18 protein-coding genes and 1 pseudogene are annotated in these 19,075 nt (G+C 51.2%); 17 read left to right on the top strand and 2 right to left on the bottom strand.

Annotated elements, in window-relative coordinates:
* Window positions 1-169: 169 nt before the first annotated feature.
* From ACLTD4_RS26425 to ACLTD4_RS26415, 3 genes are read left to right on the top strand one after another with little or no spacing between them, the layout of a single operon-like run.
* A complete protein-coding gene (locus ACLTD4_RS26425) occupies window positions 170-634 on the top strand; it encodes a MarR family winged helix-turn-helix transcriptional regulator (RefSeq protein WP_055657850.1) in 465 nt (154 codons plus the stop codon).
* A 9-nt stretch (window positions 635-643) separates the two neighbouring features.
* Window positions 644-2,038, top strand: coding sequence for an MATE family efflux transporter (locus tag ACLTD4_RS26420; RefSeq protein ID WP_055657848.1), 1,395 nt, complete (start codon window positions 644-646; stop codon window positions 2,036-2,038).
* Window positions 2,039-2,069: 31 nt separating this feature from the next.
* Window positions 2,070-2,960, top strand: a complete 891-nt coding sequence (locus ACLTD4_RS26415; RefSeq protein ID WP_117624215.1) for an alpha/beta hydrolase fold domain-containing protein — start codon at window positions 2,070-2,072, stop codon at window positions 2,958-2,960.
* A 75-nt stretch (window positions 2,961-3,035) separates the two neighbouring features.
* Here ACLTD4_RS26415 and ACLTD4_RS26410 read toward each other — a convergent pair whose 3' ends face one another.
* Entirely contained in the window at window positions 3,036-3,755 is a 720-nt protein-coding gene (locus tag ACLTD4_RS26410; protein ID WP_055657846.1) for an adaptor protein MecA, read from the bottom strand.
* 205 nt (window positions 3,756-3,960) lie between these two features.
* Here ACLTD4_RS26410 and ACLTD4_RS26405 point away from each other — a divergent pair, with 205 nt between their 5' ends.
* The 6 genes from ACLTD4_RS26405 to ACLTD4_RS26380 all read left to right on the top strand — a co-directional run bounded on the left by ACLTD4_RS26405 (window position 3,961) and on the right by ACLTD4_RS26380 (window position 10,493).
* Window positions 3,961-5,505, top strand: a complete 1,545-nt coding sequence (locus ACLTD4_RS26405; protein ID WP_243008216.1) for a serine/threonine protein kinase — start codon at window positions 3,961-3,963, stop codon at window positions 5,503-5,505.
* Window positions 5,489-6,121 (top strand): hypothetical protein, encoded by a 633-nt coding sequence (locus tag ACLTD4_RS26400; RefSeq protein WP_117624216.1) that lies wholly within the window; start codon window positions 5,489-5,491, stop codon window positions 6,119-6,121. Before ACLTD4_RS26405 ends, ACLTD4_RS26400 begins: the two co-directional genes overlap by 17 nt.
* 15 nt (window positions 6,122-6,136) lie before the next feature.
* Window positions 6,137-6,415: a hypothetical protein gene (locus tag ACLTD4_RS26395; RefSeq protein WP_081034316.1), complete on the top strand. Its 279-nt coding sequence runs from the start codon at window positions 6,137-6,139 to the stop codon at window positions 6,413-6,415.
* Window positions 6,416-6,593: 178 nt separating this feature from the next.
* Window positions 6,594-8,255: a glycosyl hydrolase family 18 protein gene (locus tag ACLTD4_RS26390; protein WP_117624217.1), complete on the top strand. Its 1,662-nt coding sequence runs from the start codon at window positions 6,594-6,596 to the stop codon at window positions 8,253-8,255.
* 32 nt (window positions 8,256-8,287) lie between these two features.
* Window positions 8,288-9,733: a metallophosphoesterase gene (locus ACLTD4_RS26385; RefSeq protein WP_117624218.1), complete on the top strand. Its 1,446-nt coding sequence runs from the start codon at window positions 8,288-8,290 to the stop codon at window positions 9,731-9,733.
* Between the two features lie 64 nt (window positions 9,734-9,797).
* Window positions 9,798-10,493: an N-acetylmuramoyl-L-alanine amidase gene (locus ACLTD4_RS26380; protein ID WP_002601962.1), complete on the top strand. Its 696-nt coding sequence runs from the start codon at window positions 9,798-9,800 to the stop codon at window positions 10,491-10,493.
* Between the two features lie 652 nt (window positions 10,494-11,145).
* Here the strand turns inward: ACLTD4_RS26380 and asnA are convergent.
* Window positions 11,146-12,153 (bottom strand): aspartate--ammonia ligase, encoded by a 1,008-nt coding sequence (gene asnA / locus ACLTD4_RS26375; protein WP_002601960.1) that lies wholly within the window; start codon window positions 12,151-12,153, stop codon window positions 11,146-11,148.
* A 246-nt stretch (window positions 12,154-12,399) separates the two neighbouring features.
* Between asnA and ACLTD4_RS26370 the strand changes: the two genes are divergently transcribed.
* From ACLTD4_RS26370 to ACLTD4_RS26335, 8 genes and pseudogenes are all read left to right on the top strand, one after another.
* A complete protein-coding gene (locus ACLTD4_RS26370; RefSeq protein WP_117624227.1) occupies window positions 12,400-13,482 on the top strand; it encodes an L-threonylcarbamoyladenylate synthase in 1,083 nt (360 codons plus the stop codon).
* Entirely contained in the window at window positions 13,475-13,969 is a 495-nt protein-coding gene (locus ACLTD4_RS26365) for a deoxycytidylate deaminase (protein ID WP_025529060.1), read from the top strand. Before ACLTD4_RS26370 ends, ACLTD4_RS26365 begins: the two co-directional genes overlap by 8 nt.
* Window positions 13,970-13,976: 7 nt before the next feature.
* Window positions 13,977-15,722, top strand: coding sequence for a B12-binding domain-containing radical SAM protein (locus tag ACLTD4_RS26360; protein ID WP_117624220.1), 1,746 nt, complete (start codon window positions 13,977-13,979; stop codon window positions 15,720-15,722).
* A 61-nt stretch (window positions 15,723-15,783) separates the two neighbouring features.
* Window positions 15,784-16,437, top strand: coding sequence for an endonuclease III (gene nth / locus ACLTD4_RS26355; protein WP_055657833.1), 654 nt, complete (start codon window positions 15,784-15,786; stop codon window positions 16,435-16,437).
* Between the two features lie 9 nt (window positions 16,438-16,446).
* Complete coding sequence (locus ACLTD4_RS26350) at window positions 16,447-17,154, top strand: PolC-type DNA polymerase III (protein WP_055657831.1); 708 nt, start codon at window positions 16,447-16,449, stop codon at window positions 17,152-17,154.
* A 14-nt stretch (window positions 17,155-17,168) separates the two neighbouring features.
* The gene (locus tag ACLTD4_RS26345) at window positions 17,169-17,279 is read left to right on the top strand and encodes a hypothetical protein (protein WP_002601954.1); all 111 of its coding nucleotides are present in this window, start codon (window positions 17,169-17,171) and stop codon (window positions 17,277-17,279) included.
* 44 nt (window positions 17,280-17,323) lie between these two features.
* Window positions 17,324-18,865, top strand: coding sequence for a VanW family protein (locus ACLTD4_RS26340; RefSeq protein ID WP_117633867.1), 1,542 nt, complete (start codon window positions 17,324-17,326; stop codon window positions 18,863-18,865).
* A gap of 12 nt (window positions 18,866-18,877) precedes the next feature.
* Window positions 18,878-19,075: pseudogene (locus tag ACLTD4_RS26335) on the top strand (AIR synthase); the annotation flags it as partial.

Raw genomic sequence — 19,075 nt, 5'->3', positions numbered from 1 at the left:
ATTTGAGGACATTTTCATTTGTGGTTACTTAGGACATTATCATATTTGGTTTATACTTAAGAAACCGCGCTGAAAATAATAGTTGCATACGCAACTATTTTATGTTACCATATACAGCAGCGCTGAAAGCGAAATAACTCTGTCCGGCAGAAAGAGAACCAGACGGAATATGGGGGTGGGAGACTTGAACAAGCACCGGGAAATCGGGAAGTATATCTCGATTCTCCAGAGGTTAAGCAACATTTATTTTGCAAATGAATTATCCTCTTATCAAATAGGCTGTGGACAACAGTTTTTTTTATTGCAGATTTTTAAAAATCCCGGAATCAGCCTGCAGGAGCTGGCTTCCAACGGAAGCTTCGACAAGGCGACTGCGACCAGGGCGGTGAAGAAGCTGGAGGAAGAAGCGTACGTGCGGACGGAAACCGATGGTGAGGACAAGCGTGTCCGCCACATTTACGCGACCGAAAAGGCGAGAACGGTCGTGGATATAACCAGAAACAGCGTGGATTCTCTGACGGAGGTTATGCTGGAGGGATTTACAGAAGAGGAGCGCGACTCGGCTGAGGCATTTTTGATCCGCATGGCGGATAATTCATACAGGCATATTATCGCGAACAAAGGAAAGGAATGATTTAATTTTATGGAACAGACTAAAGTAGAAAAAAAGGGCAATCCACTGGGATACCGCCCAATTGGAGTGCTTCTTGGGCAGTTTGCGCTGCCCGCCATCATTTCGATGCTGGTAAACTCCATTTATAATATTGTAGACCAGATATTTATCGGACAGGGAATCGGTTATCTCGGCAATGCGGCGACGACCATCGCCTTCCCGATTGTAACGATCATTCTTGCCATGTCCACACTTCTGGGCGCCGGCGGCAGTGCGTATGCGGCTATCAAGCTGGGGGAGAAGAGGGAAGAGGATGCAGAAAAGACGCTGGGAACTGTCTTTATCCTGACCCTGATCTCCAGTGCGGTTGTTATGGTGCTGGGATTCCTGTTTATGACACCGATGCTGAAGATCTTCGGCGCCACGGTCAATACGATGGAGTATGCGAGACAGTATACCTCTATCATCCTGATTGGTACTCCGTTTAACATGCTTTCCGTTGTCTTGAGCAACATGTCCAGAACGGATGGCAGCCCGGCGCTTTCCATGTACGCCCTTCTGGTCGGAGCTGTTTTAAATACGATCCTTGATCCGATCTACATCTTCGTTTTCCACTGGGGAGTCAGCGGCGCGGCAGTCGCAACGATCACTTCTCAGATCATTTCCGCAGTCGTTCTGGTCGTTTATTTCCTGAAAAAGGGTAAAAATATGCGTCTTCGCAGGAAGACCTTCCGCCTCGACCGCGAAATCTGTGTCCGGGCGCTTCCGCTGGGAATCTCCAGTGGTATTACTCAGGTGGCATCCACTATTTTACAGGTTGTCATGAACAATTCTCTGGTGTATTATGGAAACCAGACGACAGTCGGCGGTGACGTGGCCTTGAGCGCCATGGGTATCGTCAACAAGATCAGCATGATCCTGATTTCCATCTGTATCGGCATCGGTATCGGGTCCCAGCCGATTCTCGGCTTTAACAAGGGAGCGAACCAGCCGAAGCGTGTGAGAAAAACGTACTTACTGGCAATATCAGCGGCAACCGTGGTCTCCATACTCGGCTGGCTGGCCTGTCAGATATTCCCCGGTCAGATTCTGAGCCTTTTTGGAACACAGGATATAGAATTTACACAGTTTGCAATTAAGTGCCTGAAGATATACATGCTGGGTATCTTTACGGCTGGATTTCAGGTTGTATCCACCAGCTATTTCCAGTCTACGGGACAGCCGCTCAAGGCCTCGGTCCTGTCCATGCTGCGCCAGCTGCTTCTGCTGATTCCGCTGATCCTGATTCTTCCGCTGACCTTCAGCCTGGACGGAATCCTTTATGCGGGACCAATCGCAGACGTTGCATCAGCGGTGATTGTGAGCCTGTTTGTTGTCTATGAGCTGAGAAAGTTAAACAAGGTGTGCAGCGCGTCGAAAGCGTGACGGACGCGCGTTTACGAAGGAGACGAAGAACATGAGTTTTAAGGCATCGATGGCGGGATTTCTGGCCCGGCTTTGTAAGGCGGACAGAAATATGGCGGAAAATCTTCAGAATCCACCCAGAAACACGGGGGCTTTGGACATAGTACGCTTTACGAAGAAGGTGCGGGTGAAAAACTGGGATATCAGGGGATTTAAAGGCGTTACCATCAATGGGAGCTACCCGGGAAGGGGCCATATCCTGATGCTGCCGGGCGGTGCATATTCCCTGGAACCGGGGAAACACCACCGGAGAATCGCGGAGCGTTTCGCGCTTCTCGATCATATGAAGGTATCGGTTTTCCAGTATCCCCTCTGTCCGGAATATACGGCGGTGGATGTCCGGATCATTCTCATGGAAGCCTATGAGAGACTGGTGAGTGAATATCCGGACGATCTGTTTTTCCTGTTTGGGGACTCTTCCGGAGGTGGACTGGCCCTGGCGTTTTTACAGGAACTGCGCGACCGGGGCGGCTGCCCCATGCCGCTGAGAACAGCGGTGGTGTCTCCCTGGCTGGATATCAGCCTGACGAACCCGAAGATCAAAATCGCCAGAAAGACGGAGCATATACTCCCGGTGGAAGAGCTGATGGAGACCGGAAAACGCTACTGCGGGGGCCTCGATATAGAGGACCCGTTCGTATCCCCCATCTACGGGACCTTGGATGGACTGGGACCGGTTCTAATGTTTTCCGGCGAGGAGGAGATACTGACGCCGGACTGCGAACTGCTCACAGAGAAGATGGAGAAGGTAAGCGGTACGGAGTTTGTCTATCGGAAGGCGGCAGGCATGTGCCACGACTGGATTCTGATTCCCTGCAGGGAAACCGATGTGACACTGGATCTCATAGCCGGCTTCTTCCAGGAGGCGTTGGAGGCAGAATAAAAAACAACCCGGAGACACGATGTGCCTCCGGGTTATTCTTTGTGTGATGAAGTACTATGAATCAAAGGGGACGGGTCAGAGCTTTGCAAGAGACTGAAGGGCATGGCCTTCAATCAGCACCTCGTAATGTTCCCTGTAGTACGCTTCTGAAGCGTAATCCTGCCGGATCTTGGTTCCGTATTCCGCAAGAATATTACAGACACGGCTGAAGTCGAGTGAGCTCTCCGATGTATTCTTTACGACGAGGTAATACTGTCTCACTTCCGGTTTCTTATATAATGTATTCTCTCCATCATAGACCTGTCCAACGGCACGGGCCGCCTCCGATATCTGGTCCAGGCTCTGGAAACAGTAAATCCTCATGGTCCTGGCTGCTGCCTCCTCTTTTGGAGCGGGAGCTTCTTCCTTATCTTTCTTGTCTGCGCTTAAAAGTCCCAGGAGACCGTCAGCACCTTCTAAGAGCTCGCTCGCCAGATCGTTTAACATGGAGTCCTGATCATCGTCGGTCATAGGGGAAAACTTGGCAAAACGGGTATCCAGCTCCTCGGGGTCTTCAATCTTGGTGATGACGAGCATGACACTTTCGTTGGACAGCGGAATCGCTTCCACCATGAGAGGAATGTCTTCGGCTTCAAATCCCACTTCGTTAGATGCTTTCTGAATCATCTCGCGGAACAGACTGCGGGCCTTTTCACTGCCGTAAGCCAGTTCGCCCAAATTCAAGTTTCGGACACTTAAATCGAAACTGGTCAGTGTACAGCGAATCTGATTTTCATTAATACGTTCTATCTTCATAGGATCACTTCCTGTTCTTTTAAAAATGTTGAATGATTGTTTACATACTTCCTCAACATAACTATACTATATAATATAACCAAAAGGCAATTACTATGTGAAAAAATTTATATAAATTTAAGGGATTTATGAAAAATGGTTGAAAAATTGGGTATGATAGATTAGAATAGGCTTTAAGAGGCGATATTGGACAGGCAAAGAGGAGGTGGGAAAATTAAACACCGTTTTGTTTGGAAAATATCAGCTATGCCGTATCCTTGGGACCGGCCGTCTTGGAACCGTTTTTCTGGCGGTTCATCTTGGACTTTCCGAATACCGCGCAATCAAGCGCGTGCCGAAGAGTTTTCTGGAATATGATCAGTTCAGGCGTGAAGCATTAATTCTGAAGGAGCTGCGCCATCCGGGAATCCCCATTGTATACGATGTAGAAGAAGACGAGAATTACAGTTATTTAATCGAAGAGTATCTGGAAGGAGAATCTCTCTATGACCTGGTAAAGAGCCAGGGTTATCTGCCGCAGAGGCTGGTCATCCATTATGGAATCCAGCTTACTGACATCATGAATTACCTGCATCTCGCAGGAACAACCCCCCTGTTATATTTGGATTTACAGCCGAGGAATCTATTGGTGTGCCATGGAAGCGTGAAGCTGATCGACTTTGACCATGCCGCCTTTACGGATGAGGCGAATGCGGCCGCGGACCGGTATGGAACCGTCGGGTGCGCCGCGCCGGAGCAGTACGAAAAAAACGGAAAGCTGGATGAACGGACAGACTTATATGCCATTGGTGTGATCCTCCATTATCTTTATACCGGTGCGTTTCCAGCGGTGCCCTATGAACCGGTGCCCGCGATGAAGCCGGAGCTTGCCGCCATCATCCGGACCTGCCTGGAAGAGAAGCGTGAACGACGTTTTTCCTCGGCATCAGAACTGAACAAACGGTTAAAGCAGCTGGAGCAAAGGGGAGCCGCTGCAAACGCCTGTCTACAACCATCACCTCTTATGATCGCGCTTGCGGGAAGCAAAGCGGGAGCCGGAACGACTCATATAGCCGTCGGCCTGTCAGTCTGTCTTAGAAATCTTGGTTATCCCAATCTGTATGAAGAAAGAAACGGATCCGGCATGGGAGCGGAGCTCGGTACCTTTACGGGTGCTTTGAGGGACCGCTGCGGCCTGATGCAGTACCATGGCTTTGTGTGGAAGCCGGCCTACGGACCGGGTGTCAAGCTTCCCATGCCCTCCTGCAGCCTTATGATTGCCGACTATGGGCATGAGGTGGCTGCGGCTCTGGCTGCGGAACCGGATGCGCTGATCCTGGTCTGCGATGGCCGGGAGTGGAGCCGGGAAGCGGCCTTGTCTGCTCTGAAGCGCGTGTCGGAATGCCGGATACCTTATGCGGCGGTCTATAATCACCTGGCAGAATCTGCGAGGGTAAAGCCGCCGGAGGGCATCGAACGGAAACGCTGCTTCCGGGCGCCGTATTTTGCAGATCCGTTTAGAACGTATGAAGGCACGAGAGGATTTTACTGCCAGGTGCTGGAATCATTGAAACTCGTGCCGGACGTAGGAGAGTATGCAGCGGGGAGTCGAAGAAGTCTGCTGGTACCTTTATGGAACCATGCATGTGGGAAGCTGCGGAAAAAGGTTGAATTTCTGCGAAACGCAGCCGGATTATTTCGAAACGCAGCCGGATTTCTACAGAGCACAGCCGGAAAAGCCAGGGAGAAAGCACATGAGAACGAGTCATAGAAAACATTTTATTCGTGCAAAGGCGTCCCAAAAAGGCGCGGCATACGCAGAACAGCGTCTGATTGGGCTGATCGGGGCAGGACCGGCTGTGGGAGTGACCCACACTGCGGTCACGATGGCCGGGTACTTAACCGGTATCTGCCGCAGGCGCTGTGCGGTGCTCGAGTGGAATGACCATGGGACGTTTGAACGGCTGGAGGAGAGCTGTCTTGGAAAAAAGAACAGTGGCTGCCGCGGAAGCTTCCGCATTCTGGACGTGGATTACTACCGGAATGCGGGGACAGAGACCCTGGTATTGTGCAAAAAACTCCGTTATCAGGAGGTAATTGTGGATTACGGGGCCGCTGCCGGAGGAAATCAGGAGGAATTTTTCAGGTGTGACAGGCAATTTCTTCTCGCAGGCTTAAGTGAGTGGCAGACAGGGGTGTTTCTGGAAACCGCCGGAGCATGGAAGAGGGCCGGTACGGGCTGGGAGACTCTCGCAGTGTTCGGAAGCGAGGAGACCAGAAAAAATATGGAAAAGGAGCTTGGACTTTCTATCCGGCGGGTTCCGGTTTCAGTAGATGCCTTTACTGTCACAGAAAGTGTCATGGAATTTTATCAGCAGATTTTATAGCGGCAGGAGGATGATGTGTCACGAACAGAAGCCTTGTGGAAGCTTTACCTGCCGCTTCTGTACACGGAGGGCGGTATGAATGAAAATGGAAAAGACAGTTACATAGCAGGCCTGAAACGTTACCGTGAACGGGGAATTCCCATCGTAATAGACGGCGAGGTATGCACCGAGCCGGACTGGAACCGTATTTTTGAGGCGAGGGAGGACAATTCCTTTTATATGGCCGATTTTGTCTCAGATGACAAGACGGGAAGACTGACCGAGATCCGGTTTGACAGGGTCTACCACAAATGAATCAAACATGGGGCGCGCGGATACCATCTTCAGCCATCAGCCAGGGAAACGGCGCGCCAGGGCGGGACAGGGGAATTTTTGCAATGTAATGAAAATGTAAGCAATTTCCCGTTGAAGTGTGGTATAGTATAATCTAAAGGGGTTTTTATGACTTACATCCATTACAGGAGGAATGCAAATGAAAAGGAGAGTGGTGCCATTTCTAGTGGCACTGGGACTGATTGTTCTGGTAATTGCCGGTTTTTTTGGCATCCGGCTGGTCGAACGATATACACCATCAAAGGAACAGGCCGACATCGGAAAGCTGCTGGGGGTAAGCGGTGACAATGTGGCGGTTTTTCTGAATAATGAGCTTCAGGAAGCAAAGGGAATCTATATAGAAGAACAGACGTATCTCCCAATCGAATGGGTAAATGACAAACTCAACGAAAGATTTTACTGGGATAATTATGAAAAGCTGTTGGTTTACGCGCTTCCGGAGTCCATTGTCTATGCGGATCATTCCACAAAGGGAAGCACGGGAAAGCCTTTGATCTGGGTGAATGACGAGGGCGTCTATCTGTCGCTGGGACTCATTGCCAACTATACGGATATTCGGCTAGACGTCTTCGATCTGGCCGATCACAAGCGCGTTTTCGTAAATAACGACTGGTCGGAGGAGACGAAGGCCGTGGCGGACGGCAAGGGGAATGTCCGGGAAAAGGGCGGAATCAAGAGCCCGATCGTCACAAGGGTTGAGAAAGGGTCTGAGGTGACCGTGCTGGAGACCATGGAGAAGTGGGATAAGGTGCGGACCCCGGATGGTTATATCGGGTACGTGGAGCATAAGCGTCTGGGCGAGAGCCGGAGCGAGGCGCCGGTGAGCACATTTGTGGCTCCGGTCTATAAGAATATTTCTCTCGATGAGCCGGTATGCATGGCATGGCACCAGGTTACGAAACCGGAGGGGAACGCCTCCTTTGATAATCTGATCGCCAATACAAAGGGACTGAATGTTATTTCTCCAACCTGGTATGAGCTGACCGACAATGAAGGCGGATTCAATTCCTATGCGGATGCTGCGTATGTACAGAAAGCCCATGACATGGGGCTCCAGGTGTGGGCCCTGATCAATAATTTCAGCGGCAACGTGCAGACGGAGGTTCTGCTTTCGAAGACCTCCACGCGGCAGAAGCTGATTGAGAAGCTGATGGCCGAGGTGGAGAAGTATGGTTTGGACGGGCTGAATCTGGATTTCGAGGGAATTAAGAAGGAAGCCGGAGTTCACTATATCCAGTTTATCAGAGAACTCTCTGTTTCCTGCAGGAAAGAGGGGATCGTGCTGTCCGTGGATAATTACGTTCCCTATGCCGGCAATGAGTTCTATAACCGGAAGGAACAGGGAATTGTGGCCGATTACGTCATCGTTATGGGGTACGATGAGCATTACGCCGGCGGCGAGCCGGGATCGGTAGCTTCGGTCGGCTATGTGAATGATGGCATTGCCAACACGTTAAAACAGGTTCCGAAGGAAAAGCTGATCAATGCCATTCCGCTGTATACGAGAGTCTGGACTGAGGCTGCGGATGGAAAGACGTCATCAGTGGCTCTTGGCATCGCCAAAGCCAAAGAATGGGCCGTGGAGAACAACGTGGAACTGTACTGGCAGGAGGAGCTGGGACAGTATTATGGGGAACTGAAGACTGAGGAGGGGACGAAAAAAGTCTGGATGGAGGAAGAACGTTCCATAGGGCTTAAGATGGATCTGATCAGGAAGTATGATCTGGCTGGAGTTGCCTGCTGGAAGCTTGGCTTCGAGCCCGCCGAACTGTGGGATGAGATACGGATGGATCAGGAGTAGAACATCGCAAAGAGACAGGAAGGTTCAGAGTTATGAAAAAGAGAACAGCATTGTATGCGGCGCTGATCTGTACGATTATGACAGGGTGTTCCTTAAAAAGCCCGGTGTCGGAGACGGTGACGGAACAGGAGAGTACGGCAGAGACGGAAAGCATGGAGATTCCTCAGACACCGGCCGAGACGACGGTGCCTCCTACCATTGAGGAATTTCCTCACGAAGTGGAGGATCCCACTGCAAAACCGCCGGAGCAGAAATTTGAGGAAGGCTGCCGGATTCTTCTGGCCTCGGACATCCATTATCTCTCCCGTGGACTGACGGATTTTGGAGACGGATTCAAGTATAAGTTGGAACACGGGGACGGAAAAGTCGTAAACTACATATGGGAGATCACAGATGCGTTCATTGAAGCGGTGAAGAAAGAGGAGCCGGATCTCGTGATCCTGTCAGGGGACTTAACCCTGAACGGAGAGAGGGACAGCCATCTCGATTTCGCCAGGAAGCTGAAGGAGATCGAGGACGCGGGGATCCCCGTCATTGTGATCCCGGGGAATCACGATATCAACAACACCGCGGCGGCGCAGTTTACAGGAGCACAGGCTCTGGGAACGGCGCATATCGGTCCGGAGGACTTCGCGGAGATTTACCAGGATTTCGGATATGATGAAGCGGTGAGCCGCGATTCTGCGTCGCTCAGCTATGTATATCAGATTGATGACTATAACCGGGCGCTGATGCTGGATACGTGCCAGTATGCGCCGTATAATCAGGTCGGCGGCATGATTCAGGAGGAGACGTACGACTGGATTGAAGATCAGATGGAGGATGCCTGGGACCTGGGCATGAATGTGATACCTGTGGGGCACCATAATCTTCTGGACGAGAGCGAGGTCTATGTGGAGGACTGTACCATCGAGCACAGCGAGCAGCTGATCGACCAGCTGGACAGCTGGGATGTGCCTTTATTTTTAAGCGGCCATCTCCATGTGCAGCATTTTATGCGTGAAGATGAGGACTACGGGATCTATGAGATCGTCACCAGCTCGCTGGCGACACCGCCATGCCAGTATGGAATGCTGGATTACGGCGATGACGGAAGCTTTAAGTATCATACAGTGCCCCTCGATATGGAAGCCTGGGCGAAGGAGCAGGGGAGTACGGATAAGAACCTGCTGAATTTTAAAGCGTATTCGGAAGAATTCCTGAACCGGGTATTCTACAATCAGGCTCAGGATGAATTTGAACGCATGAATAATTTTGACGGCCTCACGAAGCGCCAGAAGGATCAGATGGCAAAGGTATACGCGGAGATCAACTCTGCCTGCTATGCGGGAAAGGCCGTGGAGATAAAGGATAAGGCTACGGAAAAGGCCGGATACAAGCTGTGGGGGGAGAATGGATATCCCAGTATCTTAAGCCAGTACTTAGAATCGATCGTCAGGGATGCCACGAAAGACTATAATTCGCTGGAAGTGAAATAAAGTTGGTTCTTTTTTATTTTGCCGGGAGATATAATTCAATAAGAATACGAATCAGGCAGGCAAAGTGAAACTATCAAAATTGGAACCGTATCTGGCGGTACTGCTGCTGGTTATGGTCTATGTCGTATCCCGCCAGGCAGGCCGGATGGCGGCGGGAGTCAACGTAATTTCCGGAAAAGAGCGGCCGGTCGTGGTGATCGATGCGGGCCATGGAGGCAATGACCCCGGGAAGATCGGAGTGGATGGCAGCCTCGAGAAGGACATTAATCTAAAGATTGCCAGGAAGGTGAAGGCATATCTGGAAGCCTCCGATGTCCAGGTGGTCCTGACACGTGAAGACGACCAGGGGCTCTATACGGAAAAGGACAGCAAGAAAAAGATGGCGGACATGAACCGGCGCTGTCAGATTATCAATGAGACGAGTCCGGCGCTGACGGTGAGCATCCATCAGAACAGCTATCATCAGGAGGGAATCTCAGGCGGCCAGGTGTTCTACTACAAGGGATCAGAGAAAGGAAAGAAGCTGGCGGAGACGCTGCAGAAGCGGTTTGACTTCGTCCTGGGCGACAAGAATACGAGAGTAGCCAAGGCCAACGACAACTATTTCCTCCTGCTCCATGTGAAGACGCCGATTGTCATTGTGGAGTGCGGTTTCCTGTCGAACTGGAATGAGTCGGCCATGCTGAATTCCGAGGAGTATCAGGACCGGCTGGCCTGGACGATACATATGGGGATTATGGAGTATTTGAACGGAAGATAATGATAATTGAAAATTGGTCATGGAGAAGAGCGGGTTCAGATAGTTTGAACCCGCTTTAAAAGTCTGTCCAATAACGGCAAATGGATCAGTCTCTAAATGCAATTGTATAATACAAGATGATCTGTTTATTTCCACATGGGCAGATGCAGCCCAAATATACGGTACTCTCATGGTTGAAGCAAAAACCGAAGATACGGCCGAAAAGGTTGATCAGGAATAAGAAAAAATTCAGTTCTTCCTCTAACTCGCTTGTGCTGCAATACGTGAAAACCTGAGCATACCACGTTTTGCACGATCTGTGCTCTCCACATCTGGGCATGTCCCAATCAATATTAAGATTTTTTCTTAACAGTTCGAGTTTCTCATAGTCGGATTTTCCTTCAAGAGATCTTAATACCTCTTCTTTCAATACTTCTAAATCTTGTCCCTGTAGATTCATGATAAAATTACGCCCCTAAAATATTTACTTACAATATTATAATATTCAGCGGAGCGGTTTTTTGACACAAGCCCTGTTTTAGGTCCTGGAAAAATGGCTCCAAAAAAGGAAGAACTGGCAACCGGAAGGAGACTCCATTATATCCGTGAGCCAATTTCCTTCCTTGTCGCCCGCTCTTCCTGTTTGGCAGGGAGTGGAAGCGTATGTATCCGGCTACAGCAGGAATATCTTATGCTGCCGGCATTCCTCGATCATGTCGTTTGGCCAGATGCTTGCCTGTACCTCGCCTACATGGGCGCGGTTTAGGAGAAGCATGCACAGACGGGACTGGCCGATACCGCCGCCGATGGTGTAAGGCAGCTGTCCCTCTAAGAGCATGCGGTGGTAGGGCAGAGAACGGCGGTCCTCGCAGCCCGCCTTCCGGAGCTGATCTTCCAGGGATTTCTCATCTACACGGATGCCCATGCTGGAGATCTCCAGGGCGCAGTTTAAGTTCTCGAACCAGAAGAGAATATCTCCGTTTAACTGCCAGTCATCGTAGTCAGGGGCTCTGCCGTCGTGGGGCTCGCCGCTGGCCAGCTTATCGCCGATCTGCATTAAAAAGACGCAGCCGTACTCTTTGGTGATTAAATTCTCCCGCTCCTTCGGAGTCTTGTCGGGATAACGGTCCTCCAGCTCCTGGGACGTGATGAAGGTGATCTCCTTTGGAAGATGGTTGACAGCATTCGGGTATTTATACCAGACCTCATGCTGCATGTGCTTAATGATCTTGAATATAGTGCGGACCGTCTCTTTTAATGTTTCGATGGTGCGGTCCTCTTTCGTGATAACCTTTTCCCAGTCCCACTGGTCTACATAGCAGGAATGAAGATTATCCAGGTCCTCGTCGCGCCGGATCGCGTTCATGTTTGTATAGAGGCCCTCGCCCGGCAGAAAGCCGTATTCGTGAAGAGCCATTCGTTTCCATTTGGCAAGAGAGTGTACAACTTCGACGGTTTCGCCCGGAATTCCCGCTATGTCAAACTGGACGGGGCGCTCTACGCCATTCAGGTTGTCGTTCAAACCGCTGCTCTTCTCTACGAAGAGAGGGGCGGAGATTCTCTCCAGGTTCATTTCCCTCCCAAATTCCTTTTGAAAGGTGTCACGTATGTATTTGATGGCCTCCTGCGTCTCACGTACGGTGAGATGGGGGTCATAGTTTTCTGGTATGATGAGTGCCATTTCATTGTCCTCCCGGTATAATATCCCTTTTATGGTATCATTATTACAGAGATTCCGCAAGTATTACAAGGATGAATTGCAGTAAAAAGTAAATTTGAACCAAAGCTGTAAAGTCAAGTAAAAAGTTGCATGCGACTTAGGGTTGTGCTATGATAAGCAGTAAGTATGCAGGGGGAAAGCCCCTGCCTGAGAGAAGCCAGTACTGCATTGCGCAGCGCAGTACTGGAGAAAAGAGAGCGGAGAAAGATGGTTACGGAACGAATTATAATAGAAGATACGCACAGGATAGATGCGGGAAAGCTGGAGAGAGCGGCGGAGATTTTGCGAGAGGGCGGTCTGGTGGCATTTCCTACGGAGACCGTGTATGGGCTCGGGGCCAATGCCCTCGATGAGGAAGCGGCAAAGAAGATATACGCAGCAAAAGGAAGACCTTCGGACAATCCGCTGATTGCACATATCGCGGATTTTTCTGATTTGAAGCCTCTGGTGGCGGAGATTCCGGAGGCGGCGGGGAAGCTGATGGAGGCATTCTGGCCGGGACCGCTGACCATGATATTTCCTAAGAGTGACGCCGTTCCATACGGCACGACAGGAGGACTGGATACCGTGGCGGTCCGCATGCCCAGCGATCCGGTGGCCATGACGCTCATCCGGCTTGCCGGTGTACCGGTAGCGGCCCCCAGCGCCAATACGTCTGGACGGCCCAGCCCTACGACGGCGGATCACGTATGGCAGGACATGAACGGAAAGATCGACATGATCGTGGATGGCGGACCTGTGGGAATCGGTGTGGAATCCACGATTATCGATGTGTCCGGGGAGAATCCGGTGATTCTGCGCCCGGGAGCCATCACACAGGAGATGGCCGGTGAGGTGCTGGGCATGGAGATCGGCCTCGATCCGGCGATTACCGGTGACGGCCCGATGAACGCCGATGTGAAGCCCAAGGCGCCCGGGATGAAGTATAAGCACTATGCTCCGAAGGCTGATTTGACCCTGGTTGAGGGGACACCCGCCGATGTGGTCCGCACCATCAACCATCTGGCCGGGAAGAAGCTGGAGGCGGGGTACCGAGTGGGAATTATCTGCACGGACGAGACCATGGAGCTGTACCCGGATGGCATGGTGAGAAGCCTGGGGCTGCGCGCCAGGGAGGAGACCATTGCCCATAATTTATACGCTGTACTAAGGGAATTTGATGATCTGGAGGCGGATTACATCTATTCAGAAAGTTTTTCGGCCGACCATCTGGGACAGGCGATTATGAACCGTCTGAAGAAGGCGGCGGGATACCATATGATTAAGGGAGGAGAACATGTCAGTGACTGAGAAGAGAGAAGATTATATTACATGGGATGAATATTTTATGGGAGTTGCCATTTTATCAGGAAAGCGTTCCAAGGACCCCAGCACACAGGTGGGAGCGTGTATCGTAAGCCAGGACAACAAGATCCTGTCCATGGGATACAATGGATTTCCGAAGGGATGCTCCGACGATGAATTTCCCTGGGGAAAGGAACACGAGAAGGACGATCCGTATAACGCAAAATATTTTTACTCCACCCACAGCGAGTTAAACGCTATCTTAAACTACAGAGGCGGCAGTCTGGAGGGATCCAAGCTGTATGTCACACTGTTTCCGTGCAATGAATGTGCAAAGGCCATCATCCAGTCGGGGATCAAGACGATCGTCTACGGCAGTGATAAGTACGACGGGACGCCGGCGGTCAATGCCTCCAAGCGCATGCTGAACGCGGCGGGGGTGCGGTATTATCAGTATCAGCCGACAGGCCGGAAGATAGAAATCGAGGTTTAGATTAACTATGAAGTTTTTGCTAGCGGCGCTGAATGCCAAATATATTCATTCCAACCCCGGGATTTACAGCCTGAAGGCCTATGCAGAGAGACAGATGGAGCGTGATCCCTCTGACGCCTTAAGGAAGCGGGAAATCTCGGTGGAGCTGGGAGAGTATACGATTAATAACCAGATGGGGGATATCTTAAAGGACATCTACTTAAGAAAGCCGGATATGGTCGGCTTCTCCTGCTATATCTGGAATATATCCTGGGTTATGGAGCTTGTGCGGGACCTTCCGTTAGTTCTCCCCGAAGTGGAGATCTGGCTGGGAGGTCCTGAGGTTTCTTATGATGCGGCGGATGTCCTTCAGAGGGAGCCGGGAGTTACCGGTATTATGATGGGGGAAGGGGAGGAAACCTTTCTGGAGGTGCTTAAGCTTTACGCGGACGGCAGGAGGGATTTTTCTTCGATCGACGGAGTGGCCTGCCGGAATGAGAAGGGGGAGCCGGTTATCCGGCCCCTGAAAAAAGCGGTGGACATGAGCGCTATCCCATTTCCGTATGAAGATTTAGATGATTTTGAGCATAAGATTGTTTACTATGAGAGCAGCAGGGGGTGCCCGTTTTCCTGCAGCTACTGTTTATCCTCTCTGGATAAGTCGGTCAGGTTCCGAAGCATGGAGCTGGTGAAACGGGAACTGGATTTCTTTTTGGAGCGTAGGGTTCCCCAGGTGAAGTTTGTGGACAGAACCTTTAACTGCAGCAGGAAGCATACCATGGAGATCTGGCGCCACATCACAGAGCATGACAATGGGGTGACAAACTTCCATTTTGAGATATCCGCGGATCTGCTCGATGAGGAGGAACTGGAGCTGATGGCGGAGATGCGCCCCGGATTAATTCAGCTGGAAATCGGCGTACAGAGTACGAATCCGGATACCATCCGCGAGATCAGGCGGAAGACGGATTTGAACCGCCTCAAATCGGTGGTGGAACGCATACACGGGTTTGGCAATATCCACTGCCATCTCGATCTGATCGCAGGTCTGCCTTATGAGGGCTATGAGAGCTTCCGGAACTCCTTTAACGAGGTCTATGAGATGAAGCCGGATCAGCTGCAGCTGGGCTTTTTAAAGGTCCTGAAGGGGTCTTTTATGGCTGAAAATGCAAAAGCCTACGGCCTGGTCTACAGCGCAAAGCAGCCCTACGAGGTGCTGGGCACGAAATGGCTCGATTATGGGAGCCTGCTAAAACTAAAGGGCGTGGAAGAGATGGTGGAGGTCTATGAGAACAGCGGACAGTTTACCGTCACCATGAAGGAACTGGTGAAGGAATTTAATACGCCTTTTGACTTGTTCTCTGATCTGGCGGAGTATTATGAGACGCACACGCTGACGGGGGCCAGCCACAGCCGTATGGCAAGATATGAGATTTTAGACGGCTTTGTGGCGGAACACATTCCGGGGAAAGCGGCAGTGTACAGACGGCTCATGGTATATGACCTGTATCTCAGGGAGAATTTAAAGAGCCGCCCGGATTTCGCTGAAGATCAGACTCCGTTCAAGGAGCAGGTGCGGGAATTCTTCACAGAAGAGGCAGTGAAGCACCGCTATTTAAGCGACGGATACGAGGGCTTTGAGGCGAGACAGCTGATTAAAATGGCTCATCTTGAGGTATTTGCGGGGAAGACCGCGGTGCTGTTTGACTACAGGAAACGGGATCCGCTGAGCTATAATGCGGCGGCTTATGTGATTGAGGATTTCTTTAACTGACTGTGTACTGATGCAGCTATGGTGAATGGATAGAGTGCATCGATACAAAGAGGAGATGAATATGGCAAAGAGAGAGACAAAAGCGGAGCTTAAAGCGCGTGTGGATCATGTGCTGGCGGCCCTTGACCAGGAATACGGGACGGAATACGTCTGCTATTTGAACCACGAGACCCCGTGGCAGCTGTTGATTGCGGTTATTATGAGCGCGCAGTGCACGGACGCCAGAGTAAATATCGTGACGGCGGATTTATTTAAAAAGTACGATTCCATAGAGAAATTTGCGAATGCGGATTTAAAGGAGCTGGAGAATGATATCCACTCCATCGGCTTTTACCACATGAAGGCGAAGAATATTATCTCCTGCTGCCGGGATCTGGTTACGCGGTTTGGCGGCGAGGTGCCGGGGACCATCGAGGAACTGACCAGCCTGGCGGGGGTGGGCAGGAAGACGGCGAATGTCATCCGGGGAAATATTTACAATGAGCCGAGTATCGTGGTGGATACTCATGTAAAGCGGATATCCAGAAAGCTGGGATTTGCGAAGGCGGAGGATCCGGAGAAGATCGAGATGGAGCTTATGAAGGTACTGCCGAAAGAGCACTGGATACTCTGGAATATCCAGATTATCACGCTGGGACGGAGTATCTGTTTTGCGCGAAGCCCGAAGTGTAAGGAATGCTTCCTTCGGGAGTACTGTCCCAGTGCGGATCAGTAGGGGGATAAGATGGTAAATTCCTATGTGGCAGTGGATTTGGAGACGACAGGGCTGGATCCGAAACGGGATAAAATTATAGAAATAGGGGCTGTGCGGGTCGAGGCGGGCGAGATAACGGCGGATTTTGAGTCGTTTGTAAACCCGTACCGTCTGCTGGAGGCGAGGACGAAGTCACTGACGGGAATCCGTGACCGGGATGTCGCAGATGCGCGGGGAATCGATGCGGTGCTTCCCGGCTTTTTGAACTTTGCAGGGGAACTGCCGCTTCTGGGGCACCGGATTATTTTCGATTACAGTTTCTTAAAGAGGGCGGCGGTCAATCAGGGAGAAGAATTTGCCCGGGCCGGCATTGATACGCTGACACTCGCCCGGCTGTTTATGCCGGAGGAGGAGAAGAAGAATTTAAAGGCGGCCTGCGGGTGGTTTGGGGTGGAACAGAAGGAAACGCACCGCGCCATGGCCGACGCCATGGCGGCGCACCAGCTTTATCAGGCGATGAAAAAGAGGTACGGAAAGGAGCGCCCGGACGTATTTTCCGAAGAAAATCTTATTTATAGGGTAAAAAAGGAGCAGCCAGCCTCAAAAAGGCAAAAAGAACACTTGCAGGATTTAATAAAATATCATAAAATAGGCTTAACTGTGCAAATTGACCACTTAACCCGCAATGAAATCTCCAGAATTACGGATAAAATCATAGCACAGTACGGAAGAATATAAGAGAGGTGAATATCATGATTAACTTTAACGATAAAAAAAACAGGAAGGTAGTTTCCATAGTCCTTATCGCAGTGGTAATTCTGCTGATCGTAGCTATGGTACTGCCGATGATGCTGGTCCGCTAGGAGAAGGAAGCAGCAGGCAGCAACTTGAAAATTGAGGAATGATTATGAAAAACAGAACTTTGGTAACAGGCCTTGCGGCCATGGCGCTGGCGGTGGGACTGACACTGGCCTTTCCGGCACCGTCGCGGGCTGATACCCTTCCGGAGGGTCTCTATGTAGGAGAATACAGTCTGGGGGGAATGACAGAAGAGGAAGCCAGCGAAAAGATCCAGAGCCTTGTGGGCGAGATGGAGAATCAGAAGATTACGCTGGTAGTGGATGGAGAGTCCGTGGATACTACGGCGAAGGAACTGGGCTTTCACTGGTCCAATACCGACGCGGTAAACCAGGCCGCGGCATCCGTAACGGGAGGGAATTTAATCCACCGTTATTTAAACTTGAAAGACATCGAACATAACCATGTCGTTATTCCATTGGAGACAGCTTTTGACGATGGTAAGGTGGCGGCATTCGTAGAGGAAAAATGTGCTTCTGTCGTAGCAGAGCCAAAGGATGCGTCAATCACGAGAGAGAATGGGACGTTTGTCGTCACTCCCGCCGTGGTTGGAAAGAGTGTGGATGCAGGGGCGACGAAAGCAGCCCTCGATGAGGCGATCTCCGGAGGCCTTAAGGAACCGGTGACGGTGACTGCAGCAGTGACGGAGGCTCAGCCGAACATTACAACGGAAGCGCTTTCAACGATTCAGGATGTGCTGGGAACCTTTTCCACGGATTTCTCCAGCAGCGGCAACTCCCGTGCCACCAATCTACGGGTGGGAGCGGGCAAGATCAACGGCCATGTGCTGATGCCGGGCGAGACGCTGTCCGGTTACGAGTGCATGCATCCGTTTACGACAGCCAACGGCTATGCCACTGCGGCCGCTTATGAAAACGGTCAGGTGGTTGACAGTGTGGGAGGCGGCGTATGCCAGATTTCCACGACGCTTTACAACGCGTCTCTCCGCGCAGAACTGGAGATTACGCAGAGACAGAACCACTCGATGATCGTTACGTATGTAAAACCCTCGGAAGACGCGGCTATTGCCGGTACTTATAAGGATTTGAAGATTACGAATAACTACAGCACTCCGATTTACGTGGAGGGCTATACGTCAGGCAAAACGCTGACCTTTACCATTTACGGCAAAGAGACGAGGCCTGCCAACCGGACATTTAAGTTTGTGTCCGAGACCCTTGGAACGATGGATCCGGGACCGCCAAAGGAAGAGGTGGATCCGACCATGGAGCCGGGCGCCAGAAAACAGGTGCAGTCCGCTCACAGGGGCTATAAGTCCAGACTGTGGAAGTACGTCTATATCGATGGCGTGGAGCAGAGCAAAGAGATACTGCATACAGACACATACAACGCCTCCAAGGCGATTGTGAAGGTAGGTCCGGCGGCTCCGGCAGTGACCGTACCGCTTCCGGAGGAGACGACAGCGCCGGTGGAGACAACGCCGGTGGAACCGACACCAGTAGAAGGCGTGGATGGAGGTCCGGGTGTAACCGAACCGACTCCGGAGACGGCAGCACCTGCGCCGGTTTCTACACCGGATCCGGTGCCCGCGCCGCAGCCCGGAGGTTCTGATGAAACTCCGGTGCAGTGACGGGAGTTATGCATGAGAAAAATAGAACGAGATAACACCGGCCTTATGCGGCCGGGACAGAATCTGGTGGTGGCAGGGTACGCGGGATATGCCGGTACGATTGCGATCGTGAGGCAGAAGCGCGAAGAGCTGCTTCAGTGGTTTACAAAAGGCTACTTAGACCGGATTATGGAAAATGAAGATGGAACACTGAGTGGGAATCTGGAACGG

It is taken from the genome of Hungatella sp. (genome assembly GCF_046966825.1).
Note: the sequence above shows the minus strand (reverse complement) of the source record. Positions and strands in the feature narration are given on the sequence as shown.